The organism is Micromonospora sp. PRAS1 (assembly GCF_059553435.1).
Map to the genome: position 1 here is coordinate 52,254 of NZ_JCANNB010000037.1, position 13,632 is coordinate 65,885.

Consider the following 13,632-nt stretch of genomic DNA (forward strand, 5'->3'; position numbering starts at 1 on the left):
GAGCCCGGCAGCCGGCGGCCCATCCGGCCGCCGGCTGTGGCTTGGCCGGCTCAGCCCGCGAGGTGTCCCCAGCGCTGCTCCAACTCGCGCCACGGTCCCTGGGCCGCCGCCGTGCCGCCGATGAGCACCACGACGTGGTCGGCCCGCACCAGCGCGGCCCGCTTGGAGGTCGAGCCGACCACCGTCACGCCGCGCTCGCGCAACGCCTGCCAGAGCGCCAGTTCGGTGGTGACGTCCAGCGCGGAGGAGACGTCGTCGGCGACCAGCAACTCGGTACGCGGTGCCAGCGCCCGAGCCAGCGCCAGCCGCTGTAGCTGCCCGCCGGAGAGCCGGGTGCCCTTGTGCCCGATGAGCAGACCCAGCCCGCTGCCGGTGGCGGCCAGGTCGTGCTCCAGTTGGGCGGTGGTGACCGCGTGCCCGGCGTCCACCGGGTGGCCGAGGGTGATGTTGTCGGCCACCGTCCCGGAGAGCACCCGGGGCAGCTGACCCACGTAGCCGACCTGGTTCGGGCGCAGGAACAGCTCCGGTTCGGTGACCGGCGCACCGTTCCAGGTCAGCCGGCCGGTGTGCGGGGCGATCCCGGCCAGCGCCCGCAGCAGTGAGGACTTGCCCGCGCCGACCGGCCCGACGACCAGCACCAACTGTCCACGCTCCACGGTCAGGTCGACGTCGCGTACGGCGACGGTGCCGTCGGTGTGCCGGACACCGAACCCGGCCAGCTCCAACCGGTGCAGCGGGGTACGCGGCGGCGCCGGCGGTGCGGGTGCCGTGCCGCCCACCAGGTCCACTCCCGGTACCGCCGCCGAGTACGCCTCGATCCCGGTCATCTCCGCCGTCCGCCGGGTCCACACCCGCGCCGACGGGACCTGCGAGATCAGGGATGCGGTGGTCCAGGCGAACCAGCGTGCCGCGCCCAGGGTGGAGACCGCGACCAGTGCCGCCCCGGCGGAAAGCCCACCGCTCAGGAAGAGGCCCCACACCGCGATCGGCAACAGGCCGCTGGTAAGCGACGGGGTCGAGCGGGCCCACACCTGCACCGCGATCTCCCGGCGCTGCCGCTCGCTGCGCACCACGTCAAGCGCGGCGAGATGAGCCAGCACCGGCCGGGTGGCTCCGGCGAGCTTCACCGTCCGGGCCGCCGACAGGCTGGAAACCAGGGCGGTGGCGAACGCCGCCCGCGCCGCCACGGTGTCCCGCGCGGCCTTCTCCAGCCGGGGCCCGAACGCCGTCGCCGCCAGCCCGGAGAGCACCATCGTGCCGAGGAAGAACAGCCCCGGCACCATGCTGCCGGTGACCAGGGTCATGCTGACCAGCATGATCAGGCCGATCCCCTGGTCCACCACGTTGTCGGCGAGATTCACCACCCGTTCGGTGTCGCCGCCCTGGGCCACCACCTCCGCCGGGGTGTGCCGGCTGACCCGACGGGGACCGGTCTGGCCGTGTACCAGGCGCAGGCTGATCCGCAGCATCTGCCGTACCCACCAGCCCGGGTACCACAGGTGGGTCCAGTAGTACGCCGGGATGGCGAGGACCAGCCCGGTGGCGATACCCAGGGCGGGCAGCCACAGGTCGCCCGTGCCGTCCACCACGTCCGCCCAGAGCCAGGCCAGCAGCGGCCCGTCCAGGCCGAGGATGACCAGCACGGCGAACATCACCACCGAGGCCAGGCCGTAGCGGGGGTTGTTGAGGCAGAGCCGGCCGATCTCCCGCAGGGTCCGCGCCCGCGACGCCGGCTGCCGGTCGTTCTCCGACGCAGCGCCGGGCGGGGCACCCGCGGCGGTCGGGCCACTCCGCTCCCGGCCGCTGACCTCACGCCCCTCCGCCGGTTCGACCGGCTCGGGCCCGACCACCGGCGCGGGATCACCGACAACGGCGAGCGCGCCGGTCGCGACGCCTGACATGGTATGCGCGCCGGTCGCGACGCCTGACATGCCGGCGTCGGCCGCGACGCTCGCCGCCGGGTTGGCGCCGACCAGGGCAGGCTCGGCGTGTGCCCGGCCGGGCTCGGCCAGCCCGATCCCGGCGTCGCCGCCGTGTGCGCCGGCCTGACCGGCGGCGAGGAGTTCGGCGAAGCGCCGCGACTCGGCCAGCGGGGCGGCCTCGACCACGGCGCCGTCGGCCAGCACCACCACCTCGTCGCAGCGGCTCACCGACGAGAGCCGGTGCGCGATGACGATGCCGATCCGGCCGCGCAGCAGCCGCTCGGTGGCCTGCTGCACCCGTACCTCGGTCACCGGGTCGAGTCGGGCGGTCGCCTCGTCGAGGATCACCACGTGCGGGTCCCGGACCAGGATGCGGGCGAAGGCGACGAGCTGCTCCTGCCCGGCCGAGAGCACGTGCCCGCCCTCGCCGAGGCGGGTGTCCAGGCCGGCGGGAAGTTCGGCGATCCAGTCGGCCAGCTCCAGCTCGTGCAGGGCCCGTGCGGCGGCGTCGAGCAGGTCGGGATCGAAGAGCGCCACGTTCTCGGCGAGCGTGCCGGCGAGGATCTCGGTCCGCTGCGGTACCACGGCGATCCACCGGCGCAGCTGCTCCACGTCCAGGTCGAGCACGTCACGCCCGCCGAGCAGCACCGTGCCGGGCGGCACGTCGACGGCCCGGGTGAGCACCTTGGCCAGGGTCGACTTGCCGGAGCCGGTCCGCCCGACCAGGGCGTACGAGCGGCCCCGGACGAAGGAGAGGTCGACCTCGCGCAGCGCGGGACCCCGCTCGGCGTCCAGGCCGGTCGCCGGATAGTGGTAGGTCAGGTCGCGGATGACCAGATCGCCGTCGGTCGGCGGGTCGCCGCCGGTGGGCTCCTGCGGGGACCCGGCGAGCAGCTGCACCCGGCCCCACGCGCCGAGTGCGTACTGCACCTCCGGCACCATCCGGCTGATGTGTTCGACGGTCATGCCCAGGGAGAGCGCGAGCAGCCAGATCGCGGTCAACCGGGCAGCGTCCACCCGGCCGGTGGTCAGCGCCCACACCCCGCCGAGCACCACGAGCGCCACGCCGGCCCGGGTCACGCCGGCCGCGATGGTGTTCACCTGCGCCGACATCCGCCAGACGACCAGGCCACGGCGGAGCACCTCGGCGGCCCGCGCGGCGTACAGGCGGAGCACGTACGGGCGGGCCAGGCTGGTGCGTACGTCGTCCTGGCCGTGGATGGCCTCCTCCATCACCGCCGCCAGGTCCGACCAGGCCGCCTCCTCGTGCATCCGGGCCGGCGCGATCCGCCCGGCGGGCCGCCGCAGGGTGATCACGAGCAGGATGGTGAGCAGCAGCAGACCGACCCCGGCGGGCCACCAGACGGTGATCGCGACAAGCGTGGACACCACGCCGACGGCAAGCGCCTGGGCGAGCCGTACGCCGGGACCCCGCAGCCCCGAGGCCACGTCGTAGACATCCCCGTCGATCCGGTCGAGCATCTCACCGACCGGCGTGGTCTCCAGGGCGGGTACCGGCTGCCCCATGGCCACCCGGCACAGCCGGCGACGCAGGTCGGCCGACCAGTCCGCGGTCACCCCCGCCATCACCAGGCTGATCACCAAGTCGCTGACGACGGCGGCGACCAGGGCCACCGAGAGCAGCACGAAGAACCCGACGGAACGGTGCACCAGCACCGGGCCGGCCAGCGCGGCGGTGGCCGCCTGACCGATGCCACCGACAGCGACCAGGACGGCCACCAGCGTCATCCGCCGTGGGGAGGTGACCCACAGATCACGAAGCAGGCGCATGGGTCGGTTCCTCCGGTTTCCTGGCGGAGGTTCCAGCCTGGCGTGGCCTGCCCCGGCGGCTCAACGGATTTTCGCGACCGGCAGACCGGCCCGGCGGGGTCGCTCGCGGCCGCCTGGGCGGTGCGGTGTCAGAAGAGCACGGTCGCCAGGGTGCCCACCGGGCGGAAGCCGCAGCGCTCGTAGACCCGCCGGGCGGGCCGGTTGAAGTCGTTGACGTAGAGGCTGACGGTCGGGGCGATCCGGGTCAGCGCGTCCCGGACCACCGCCGCCATGGCCCCGGTGGCGATGCCCCGGCCCCGCCACTCGGGCGCCACCCAGACCCCCTGCACCTGGGCGGTACGCCGGGTGACAACCGCCAGCTCGGCCTTGAAGACCACCCGGCCGTCGACGAACCGGGCGTACGCGCGACCGGAGCGGATCATGTCCGTGACCCGGCGCCGGTACCCGCGCCCGCCGTCCTCGGCCAGCGGCGAGACGCCCACCTCCTCGGTGTACATCGCCACCGCGGCCGGAAAGAGCCTGTCGAGTTCGCCGGTGCGGACCCGGCGCACCTGCGGGTCGACGGCGACCTCGGGCAGCGTGTCGGTGACCAGGAGCGGTTGGTTCGGGCGTACGTCGCGGGCCGGTCCCCAGGTGTCGGCGAGGCGGTCCCAGAGCTCCAGCACCGCGTCGGCCCGCCCGACGATCGAGGAGCAGAGCCGTTCCTCACCGGCGAGCAGGTCGGCGAAGGCGGCGACCGCCTGCGGACCGGCCAGCACCGGGGTCAGGTTGCCGCCGAGCCAGCAAACCGCTTCGAGCTGGCGGCGGGAGCCGTACCCGAGCACCCGCCCCTCGGCGCGCCACCAGGCCAGACCGCGCGCGGCGATCCGCTCCGCGACCTGCGCACTCGCGTACGGGTCGAGGTCGAGCAACCGCTCGACCGCGCGCCGTTCCGATTCCCCCAGTTGCCGCACCGGCGCCGTCAACACGGTTACAGCCTGCCAGATCCGCCCCGAACGTGGTGGCGGACGGTGACCGCGCTCGGACGCCCCGGCCGTACCGGACGGGACAAGCAGCACCCAAGGCCCCAGCCGCTGGTCCGGCGACTTGTCGCCGTTGTATTGCCGATATATCGTTGATGCATCAGCGATAGTCCCAAGGAGGAGTCGAGATGAAGTTCCACCGACGGGGGCACCTCCCCCACGAGAGCCGGATGCGGGGCTTCGGGTTCCCGCCGTTCCCGCCCGGTCCCCCCTTCCCGCCCGGCGGGCACGGCCATGGTCACGGCCGGCGCGGGCGCGGCCGGGGACGCCGCCCGAACGTGCGCAACGCCGTGCTGGCCCTGCTCACCGAGCGGCCGATGCACGGTTACGAGATGATCCAGGAGATCGACTCCCGCACCGGGGGCTCCTGGCGACCCAGCCCCGGCTCGATCTACCCCACCCTGCAACTGCTCGAGGACGAGGGCGTCATCGCGGCCACCGAGGAGTCCGGCGGCGGCCGGAAGCGGTTCACCCTCACCGAGCAGGGCCGGGCCGAGGCCGACCAGGCGGCGCAGACGCCGCCCTGGGCAGAGGTCGCCGAGGACACGATCAACAGCTGGCACGACATCCGGCACGCCGGCGCGCAGGCCATGAACGCCCTGCGGCAGGTGATGATGACCGGCACCGACGACCAGCGGGAGCGGGCCGCCCAGGTGCTCGACGAGACCCGCCGCAAGCTGTACGCGATCCTCGCCGAATCCGAGTGACCCGGTACGCGCCGAGGGCGGCCACCGGTTGCGGTGGCCGCCCTCGTGCTGGATCCGGTGGTCAGTGCACGCTTACGGTGGCGCCGGGCAGCAGGCCGCGCAGCTCCTCGGGCAGCTCGGCGCCCATCTCGTCGGCAAGCCGGAGCGCCTCTTCGATCAGGGTCTCCACGATCTGCCCCTCGGGCACGGTCTTGATGACCTGGCCCTTGACGAAGATCTGCCCCTTGCCGTTGCCTGAGGCGACGCCGAGATCAGCCTCGCGGGCCTCGCCGGGACCGTTCACCACGCAGCCCATCACCGCGACCCGCAGCGGCACCGGCAGCCCCTCCAGGCCGGCGGTGACCTCCTCGGCCAGCTTGTAGACGTCCACCTGGGCCCGCCCGCAGGACGGGCAGGAGACGATCTCCAGACCCCGCTCCCGCAGCCCCAGCGACTCCAGGATCTGGGCACCGACCTTGATCTCCTCGACCGGCGGTGCGGAGAGCGACACCCGGATGGTGTCGCCGATCCCCTCGGCCAGCAGCGCCCCGAAGGCCACCGCCGACTTGATGGTGCCCTGGAACGCCGGGCCGGCCTCGGTGACGCCCAGGTGCAGCGGGTAGTCGCACTGCTCGGCGAGCTGCCGGTAGGCCCGGATCATCACCACCGGGTCGTTGTGCTTGACCGAGATCTTGATGTCCCGGAAGCCGTGCTCCTCGAAGAGCGAGCACTCCCACAACGCCGACTCGACAAGCGCCTCCGCGGTGGCCTTGCCGTACTTGGCCAGCAGCCGCTTGTCCAGCGAACCCGCGTTGACCCCGATCCGGATCGGCGTACCGGCGGCCGAGGCCGCTGCGGCGATCTCCTTGACCTTGTCGTCGAACTGCCGGATGTTGCCGGGGTTCACCCGCACCGCCGCGCAGCCGGCGTCGATCGCCGCGAAGACGTACTTCGGCTGGAAGTGGATGTCGGCGATCACCGGGATCTGCGACTTGCGGGCGATCGCCGGCAACGCCTCCACGTCGTCCTGGCTGGGCACCGCCACCCGGACGATCTGGCAACCGGACGCGGTCAGCTCCGCGATCTGCTGCAAGGTGGAGTTGACGTCGGCGGTCAGGGTCGTGGTCATCGACTGCACCGACACCGGTGCCCCGCCGCCGACCGGCACCGAACCGACCATGATCTGGCGGCTGGCCCGGCGCGGGGCGAGCGGCGGCGGCGGTACGGCGGGCATACCGAGGCTGACAGCGGTCACTTCAGGCACTCACCTTGGGAAGAGGGTGATCGGGTTGACGACGTCCGCAGTGATCGTGAGCAGGGTGAACACGCCACCGATCAGGATCACCACGTACGTGAAGGGCATCAGCTTGAAGTAGTCGACCCGGCCCGGGTCGGGGCGGCGCAGCCGCGCGTACACCCAGGAGCGGGCGCGTTCGAACCAGGCGATGGCGATGTGCCCGCCGTCCAGTGGCAGCAGCGGCAGCAGGTTGAACACCCCGATGAAGAAGTTCAGCGAGATGAACAGCATCACGAACAGCTCCCAGGCGTCGTTGGCGACCGCCTCGCCGCCGAGGACGCTGGCACCGACCACGCTGATCGGGGTGTCGATGTCCCGCTCGCCGCCGGTGATGGCACGCCAGAGCGCCGGCACCTTCTCCGGCAGGCGCTGCATCGCCTGCGCGGTGGCCACCGCCATGTCGCCGAGGAAGGTGCTTGTCGCACCGACCGCCGCCACCGGGCCGTGGGAGACCAGGCCCGGGGTGGAGACGACAAGCCCGACGCCGAGCGCGGAGACCTCGGTGACCGGGCCGCTCGGGTCGTCGATCGGCGGGCGCTTGGTGGTGGCGAGCACCGTCTCGGTGCTGCCGGCCTGGCCGTCGCGCTCGTAGCCGATGGTCGCGGTGCTGCCCGGGGTGGTGGCCCGCAGGGTGGTGAGCAGCTCACCGTAGTTGTTGATCGGGGTCCCGTTGATCGAGGTGATCCGGTCGCCGTTCTGCAACCCGCCGGCCCCGGCCGGGCTCGGCGCGTCACCGGCGGCACACTCCCGCCAGGTGGTGTCCGGCAGGACGCAGTCCTGGATGGCGACCACCGCCGGCTCGGCGCGGATCTGCTCCTCGTTGCGCGGGAAGTCCGGGTTGGGCAGGCCGAAGGTCATCGCGGCCAGCCAGGTGGCGAGGATCGCCAGCCCGAAGTGGGTGACCGACCCGGCGGACATCACGATCGTGCGCTTCCACACCGGGTAACGCCACATGGCCCGCTTCTCGTCGCCGGGCTCGACGTCGTCGTCCTGCGGCGTCATCCCGACGATCTTGCAGAAGCCACCGAGCGGGATGCCCTTGATGCCGTACTCGGTCTCGCCCCGCTTGAACGACCAGAGGGTGGGCCCGAAGCCGACGAAGTAGCGGGTGACCTTCATGCCGAAGAACTTGGCGGTGAGCATGTGGCCCGCCTCGTGCAGGCTCACCGAGATGAGGATGCCGAGGGCGAACAGCGTCACCCCGAACGCGAACGACATCAAGCTCCTTCCACCGCAGCAGCGATGATCGCCTGCGCGTGCGCGCGGGCCCACGACTCGGCTTCGAGTACGTCCTCGACGGTACCCGGTTCGCCGAAATCGGGAGCCTCCTCCAGCACGCGCTGTAACGTGTCGACGATGCCGAGGAACGGCAGCCGGCCGGCGACGAAGGCCGCCACGCATTCCTCGTTCGCCGCGTTGTAGATGGCCGGCCGGCACCGGCCCGTCTCGCCGGCCGCCTTGGCCAGCGCCACCGCCGGGAACGCCTCGTCGTCCAGCGGCGCGAACTCCCAGCTGTGCGCGCTCGTCCAGTCGACGGCGGAGGCGGCGTCGGCGACCCGGTCCGGCCAGCCCAGCCCCAGCGCGATCGGCAGCCGCATGTCCGGCGGGCTGGCCTGGGCGAGGGTGGAGCCGTCCACGAACTCGACCATCGAGTGGATCACCGACTGCGGGTGCACCATCACGGTGATGTCGGCGTACGGCACGTCGAACAGCTCGTGCGCCTCGATCACCTCCAGCGCCTTGTTGACCATGGTCGCCGAGTTGATCGTGACGACCGGCCCCATGTTCCAGGTCGGGTGGGCGAGGGCCTGCTCGGGCGTGACGGAGGTCAGCTCGTCGCGCCGCTTGCCCCGGAACGGGCCACCACTTGCGGTGACGATCAGCCGGCGTACCTCGCCCCGGCTGCCGCCGCGCAGACACTGCGCGAGCGCCGAGTGCTCCGAGTCCACCGGGACGATCTGCCCCGGCCGGGTCACCGCGGCCTTGACCAGCGAACCGCCGGCTACGAGAGACTCCTTGTTGGCAAGCGCGAGGGTACGCCCGGCCCGCAGCGCCGCAAGCGTCGGCGCCAGCCCGAGCGACCCCACCACCGAATTGAGTACGACGTCACACGGCCACTGCGCCAGCTCGCTCATCGCATCCGGCCCGGCCACGATCTTGGGCAGCTTGAACTCGCCGGAGGCCCAGCCCTGGCGGCTCGCCTCGGCGTAGAACGCGAGCTGAAGATCCTGCGCGGCGGAGGCCTTCGCCACCCCGACCGCCTCGACGCCAAGCTCCAACGCCTGGGCGGCGAGCAGTTCCACGTTTCCGCCACCGGCACCGAGCGCCACCACCCGGAACCGGTCCGGGTTGCGCCGCACGATGTCGACGGCCTGGGTACCGACCGAGCCGGTACAGCCCAACAGCACAAGATCGCGGGGGGAGGTCACCCCGCCATTCTTCCGCATCCGCCTTGGGTGCAAGGAAGGGCACCTTATTAACGCCTGGTGTAGAGGAAGGGCCCCTTATTAACACGGCCCGAGATCGACTCAGCCGCTGCTGGTCGGGACGCCCTCGTCGTCCACCGGGGCTTCCTCGCCGAGCAGGTAACCGGGATCGATCGAGAACTCGAACGGCTCCCGCATCACGAACGTGCTTCCGGCGGCAGCGGCGGCCACCGGCCGGTACTCGCCGTCGGTCAACTCGAACAGTGCGATGGTGGGAACCCGGTTACGCAGGTCGACCCGCAGAAAGAAGGGCACGCCGACGGCACCGTACTCGCGCGGACGATCGATGATGTCCTTACGGCGGTTGCCGGGCGACATGACCTCACCCAGCAGGACGGCGTGTTTGATGTCCATGGTCGTGCGGCCTCCGCCCGGGACCTTGAGCACGACGATGTCGGGGATGAACAGGTCTTCCCCGGAGACCACGTTAGTCTCCAGGTAGAGCCACAGCTTGGCCTTGCGGGCCGCCTGCTTCAACAGGTATGCGAGATCAAGCTTGACATCCTGGTGGTCATAACCGGCGTGGGGTGTCACGATCACGTTTCCGCTCAGGACCTCAACCTTGGGGCCGTTGGTCTCCGGCAACAGGTCGAGGGCAAGCTGAGCGGTCCATGGCTCGTCGCGCCACCGCAGCACGTCGAAGGACGGTCCGGCGGGCCGAACGTCGGCACCCTCCGGCTCGGGCGCGGGCTCGGGCTCGGGCTCGGGCGCGTACGCAGCCTGGGCCATTCGGGCTCACCCCCTCAGCGGAACATTCTGCTCAGCTCAGCCTAGCCAGCGCAGCCCGCGCCGCACGCCATCGCACAGCCCGTCCGTCAAGCCGGAGCGGCGCACCTCAACCCGGCTCGCGCTGCGGAAAGAGGTGTCGGGGGACGAACCACAGATAGAAGATCATGCCGAAGAGTTCGACCAGGGACTGCATCACGACGACCACGGCGGCGATCTCCCACCCGGCGGGCAGGGAGAGCGCGAAGGGCAGCACGATGAACGAGTTCCGGGTACCCAGCGAGAAGGCCAGCGTGCGGCCCTGCACGGTAGACAGCTTCCCGACGGTCGCGAGCAGCCTGGCCAGGACAAGGCTGCTGGCCAGGAACGCGGCGGCGACCGCGATGACGACGGGCAGTACGTCAAGCGCCTCCCGGGCCGGCCCGACGTGCGCGGCGGCGACCAGAAAGATCACCACGGAGAGCAGCGGCACCGGCCACCAGCCCAGCCGCTGGCGGATCCGGTCCCGTTCGGGCCGCCGGGCGAACCACACCTCGCTCACCGCGGCCAGACCCAGCGGCAGGAGCAACACCAGGAGCGCCGGCCAGACATCCCCGGGGGCGAAGACGGCGGCGAAGTCGGTGCCGGACATCAACCAGAGGTACGCCGGCAGCAGCGCCAGTTGCAGCAGCAGGCTGATCGGGGTCAACGCGGTGGCCCGGCTCGCATCGCCCCGACCGAGCTGCGTGAAGGTGATGAACCAGTCGGTGCACGGCACCAGCAGCACCAGCAGCAGGCCCAGCCGCAGCGCGTCGTCGGCGGGAGTGAACTGGACCAGGCCCCACACGACACCGGGGATGAGCACGAAATTGCCGATCAGCGCAGCGGCGAGGAAGCGCCCGTCCCGGAACGCGGCCGGGATCGAAGTCAACGGCAACTGGGTGAACGTGGCGTACAGCAGCAACGCGAGCACCGGCCAGACCAACACCTCACCGGCATGCCCGCCCCGCGGCCAGACCGCCCCCACGGCCAGCCCGAGCACGACCGCACTGAGATACCACCAGACCTGGTGCCGCTCCAGCCGCTCCCGGCTCACCCGCCGACCCCGCCCACCCCAACCTCCAAGACCCCCACCCCTCCCACGTTGATCATGAGCTTAGCGGCAGTTTGAAGATCAACTAATGCCGCCAACCTCATGATCGACCCGGGTCGGTGTGGACGCACGGAAGCGGGTGCGATAGCCACCTTGAGGGGGCAGGTCGGGCTGCCGGTTGGCTCAACTCGGCGACGGTCCGGTGCAGCCGGCACCGGACCGCGTCGGGTCGCGCTCAGTCGGCGGTGTTGAACTCGTCGGTGCGGGTGGCGGCGACGAACCGGGTCCAGCTCGCGGGAGCAAAGCTCAGCGCCGGACCCTGCCGGTCCTTGCTGTCGCGTACGCCGACCGCGTCGACGAACCCCGCCACCTCGACACACTCACCGTTGCCGCCGGACCGAGAGGACGTGCGCCATATCCCGTCACGCTTCATGGTTCATCTCCTTCGCGATCGCCGTGATCAGCTCACGGGAGTCATCGACGTCGAGCGCTCGCTCGCCGAGCGAGCGCCAAGCGTCCTCGTAGGTCTGGATCTCGTACGGCTTGTCAAGGTAGACCGCACCGCACGGACCGTCCATATAGATGGTGGTCGGCTCCGGCTCACGTACCTCGGTGGGGAAGTCGAGCATGGTGAATGTGCCTGTCTCGGCCCAGCGGAACAGCCCCGCCTCCAACGCCAGGACTCGAAGGGTGATGTTGTGCCGCTGGCTTGCCACCAGCAGGGCATCGAGTTGCCGGGCCATCGCCGACCGGTCCCGCAGTGGTCGGCGCAGCACCGCCTCGTTGAGGATCACGTCGTAGTAGGGCGCCCGGGGCACTGCGCGGGCCAGTAGTCGTTGTCGGCGCAGGCGGACGTCCACCCTGGCCTGTTGCTCCGCCGCGCTCAATTGCGGGAGATCCGTCGCGATCACTTCTGTCATGTACTCGACCGTCTGCAACAGGCCGGGAATCAGGTCAGCCTCGTACTTCCGGATCTTCGTTGCGGCGGCCTCCAGGCCGACGTAGAGCTTGAACCAGTCCACTACCGCCTCTCCGTAGCTGTGCCACCAGCCATGCGCCTTGGTTTCCCGGGCCAGGGCGCGCAGGGTCTGGGTGGTCTCGCGGCTCGCGCCATAGACCCGACACATGGCCTCCACGTCGTTCGGGTGCACGGGAACCTGGCCGGTCTCGTACCGCCAGATTCGCGGTGTCGACCATTCCAGTTCCTTCGCCGCCGCGACCACCGTCACATGCGCGTTTTCGCGAAGCTCTCTCAAGTATCTGCCGAGTTGCCTACGCGGGACGGTGCTTCCCGAGTCGTCCACGTCATCTCCTTTACGGCCGTCGCGTAAGGCTCCTCATCCTTTGGTCCGAATTCTTCCGCAGAAGATTGCGTAGGGCCAGTAGGAAAATCAGGATCGTTGATGACCGGCCAATCCCCCGGCCGTCACGACCGGGGCGGGCGCCATTCCCCGAATCCTCATCCCGGCGCCCGCCCCGGCACCGTCCACAATTGACGATTGGACGATCATGAAGTCGGTCAAGCAGGAAGCGGCCCGCCGATGATCAATTCGAGCGAGGAGGGCCCGCTTCCCCAACAGGTCCGCGCCGTCACCTTCACTACCATTCGTCCGCGCGGCCTTGACCCCATTGAGGTGTACGACTACCTCAATGGGCTCGCCGACGAGTTGGAACGCCTGCGCCGCGAGCTGACCACCGCCAACACCGAGGCCGAACGCATGCGCCGAGCGTTGCGGCGATGGCAGTCCCGACAGGCCGGCCACCACCACTACCGGTCGACCACCAAACCCGACCAGGGGCCGCAATGAACACACCACGCTGGATCATTCACCTGCCCACCACGCTGACCAGCCTCGACCAGGCCACCGCCCTCGCCGTCACGCTCCGCGACTCGCTCGGTCACCTCACCGCCATCGACTTCGGCGAAACCACCCTCAGCGAGGAAGACCACCAGTGCGTGCGTACCCGAGTTTGGTGCGACGCCCGGCACGACGGCCCCGGCCGCTGCCCCCTCCCGGCCACCCACGACGCCCCCTGCATCCCACCAACCATCCATCCTGTTGACCATGAGGTTGGCGGCAGTTGAGAAGCCGCCATTCTCATGATCAACCGGTTTGCGGGCGGCGGAGGGCTTCGCGGGAGAGGAAATCGGCTCGGCGGATCACCTCGGGGAGGCGGTAGCGGGGGGTCAGGTCGAGGGTCAGCGTCGTGGCCTGGTCCAGGGCGGTGCGGTGGCCCACCGACACGAACACCGGCTTGACGCCGGACTGCGTACGCAGCACCCGGCCCAGCACCTCGTCGCCGACCCGCAGCGGCGACCAGTCGCCCCGTCGCTCGCCCGGCTCGTCGTACCCGGCGACGAACGGGGTCTTCGCCACCCCGAAGGTCGGCAGCCCGGTCACCACCCCGAGATGACAGGCCAGCCCGAAGCGCCGCGGATGAGCAATGCCGTAACCGTCGCAGACCACCAGGTCAGGCCGGGCCGTGAGCCGGTCGAGCGCCGTCAGCAGGATCGGCACCTCGCGGAACGCCAGCAACCCTGGGACGTACGGAAACGTCACCTCGCCGGGCACCACAGCCGATTCCACCTCGACGCCGGTGGTCAGGTCGAAGACCACGGCGGCGGCCGT

The 13,632-nt window shown here is 71.0% G+C and carries 13 protein-coding genes; 3 read left to right on the top strand and 10 right to left on the bottom strand.

From position 1 onward, the window contains the following. Positions 1-50: 50 nt before the first annotated feature. Both AC507J_RS26505 and AC507J_RS26510 read right to left on the bottom strand, forming a co-directional pair. Complete coding sequence (locus AC507J_RS26505) at positions 51-3,713, bottom strand: ATP-binding cassette domain-containing protein (protein ID WP_496292166.1); 3,663 nt, start codon at positions 3,711-3,713, stop codon at positions 51-53. A gap of 128 nt (positions 3,714-3,841) precedes the next feature. After that, on the bottom strand, positions 3,842-4,681 hold the full coding sequence (locus tag AC507J_RS26510) for a GNAT family N-acetyltransferase (protein WP_496292168.1): 840 nt from the start codon (positions 4,679-4,681) through the stop codon (positions 3,842-3,844). Positions 4,682-4,863: 182 nt separating this feature from the next. On the opposite strand from AC507J_RS26510, the gene AC507J_RS26515 reads away from it, so the two are divergent. Further along, complete coding sequence (locus AC507J_RS26515; protein ID WP_496292170.1) at positions 4,864-5,442, top strand: PadR family transcriptional regulator; 579 nt, start codon at positions 4,864-4,866, stop codon at positions 5,440-5,442. A gap of 61 nt (positions 5,443-5,503) precedes the next feature. On the opposite strand, the gene ispG is transcribed toward AC507J_RS26515, so the two are convergent. The 7 genes from ispG to AC507J_RS26550 form a co-directional block, all read right to left on the bottom strand. Further along, positions 5,504-6,676 (bottom strand): flavodoxin-dependent (E)-4-hydroxy-3-methylbut-2-enyl-diphosphate synthase, encoded by a 1,173-nt coding sequence (gene ispG / locus AC507J_RS26520; protein ID WP_496292172.1) that lies wholly within the window; start codon positions 6,674-6,676, stop codon positions 5,504-5,506. Between the two features lie 9 nt (positions 6,677-6,685). Further along, positions 6,686-7,936, bottom strand: a complete 1,251-nt coding sequence (locus AC507J_RS26525) for a M50 family metallopeptidase (RefSeq protein ID WP_496292174.1) — start codon at positions 7,934-7,936, stop codon at positions 6,686-6,688. Further along, complete coding sequence (gene dxr / locus AC507J_RS26530) at positions 7,936-9,147, bottom strand: 1-deoxy-D-xylulose-5-phosphate reductoisomerase (protein WP_496292176.1); 1,212 nt, start codon at positions 9,145-9,147, stop codon at positions 7,936-7,938. The genes AC507J_RS26525 and dxr overlap by 1 nt, the downstream gene beginning before the upstream one ends. Before the next feature lie 99 nt (positions 9,148-9,246). Beyond that, the gene (locus tag AC507J_RS26535; RefSeq protein ID WP_496292178.1) at positions 9,247-9,933 is read right to left on the bottom strand and encodes a Uma2 family endonuclease; all 687 of its coding nucleotides are present in this window, start codon (positions 9,931-9,933) and stop codon (positions 9,247-9,249) included. A 106-nt stretch (positions 9,934-10,039) separates the two neighbouring features. Continuing rightward, on the bottom strand, positions 10,040-11,005 hold the full coding sequence (locus AC507J_RS26540; RefSeq protein WP_496292180.1) for a hypothetical protein: 966 nt from the start codon (positions 11,003-11,005) through the stop codon (positions 10,040-10,042). A gap of 232 nt (positions 11,006-11,237) precedes the next feature. Then, on the bottom strand, positions 11,238-11,420 hold the full coding sequence (locus AC507J_RS26545; protein ID WP_496292200.1) for a DUF397 domain-containing protein: 183 nt from the start codon (positions 11,418-11,420) through the stop codon (positions 11,238-11,240). 4 nt (positions 11,421-11,424) lie between these two features. Next, on the bottom strand, positions 11,425-12,306 hold the full coding sequence (locus AC507J_RS26550; RefSeq protein WP_496292182.1) for a helix-turn-helix domain-containing protein: 882 nt from the start codon (positions 12,304-12,306) through the stop codon (positions 11,425-11,427). Between the two features lie 195 nt (positions 12,307-12,501). Here AC507J_RS26550 and AC507J_RS26555 point away from each other — a divergent pair, with 195 nt between their 5' ends. Both AC507J_RS26555 and AC507J_RS26560 read left to right on the top strand, forming a co-directional pair. Continuing rightward, complete coding sequence (locus AC507J_RS26555; protein WP_496292184.1) at positions 12,502-12,810, top strand: DivIVA domain-containing protein; 309 nt, start codon at positions 12,502-12,504, stop codon at positions 12,808-12,810. After that, the gene (locus tag AC507J_RS26560) at positions 12,807-13,088 is read left to right on the top strand and encodes a hypothetical protein (RefSeq protein WP_496292186.1); all 282 of its coding nucleotides are present in this window, start codon (positions 12,807-12,809) and stop codon (positions 13,086-13,088) included. The genes AC507J_RS26555 and AC507J_RS26560 overlap by 4 nt, the downstream gene beginning before the upstream one ends. 19 nt (positions 13,089-13,107) lie before the next feature. Here the strand turns inward: AC507J_RS26560 and AC507J_RS26565 are convergent. Further along, on the bottom strand, positions 13,108-13,632 hold a 525-nt coding region (locus AC507J_RS26565), incomplete at its 5' end, for an endonuclease V (RefSeq protein ID WP_496292188.1).

What these genes read in the sequence shown, in the direction of transcription:
- AC507J_RS26560 (WP_496292186.1), top strand. Translation starts at nt 12,807, where the DNA reads ATGAACACACCACGCTGGATCATTCACCTGCCCACCACGCTGACCAGC.
- AC507J_RS26535 (WP_496292178.1), bottom strand. Translation starts at nt 9,933, where the DNA reads ATGGCCCAGGCTGCGTACGCGCCCGAGCCCGAGCCCGAGCCCGCGCCC.
- AC507J_RS26525 (WP_496292174.1), bottom strand. Translation starts at nt 7,936, where the DNA reads ATGTCGTTCGCGTTCGGGGTGACGCTGTTCGCCCTCGGCATCCTCATC.
- AC507J_RS26515 (WP_496292170.1), top strand. Translation starts at nt 4,864, where the DNA reads ATGAAGTTCCACCGACGGGGGCACCTCCCCCACGAGAGCCGGATGCGG.
- AC507J_RS26505 (WP_496292166.1), bottom strand. Translation starts at nt 3,713, where the DNA reads ATGCGCCTGCTTCGTGATCTGTGGGTCACCTCCCCACGGCGGATGACG.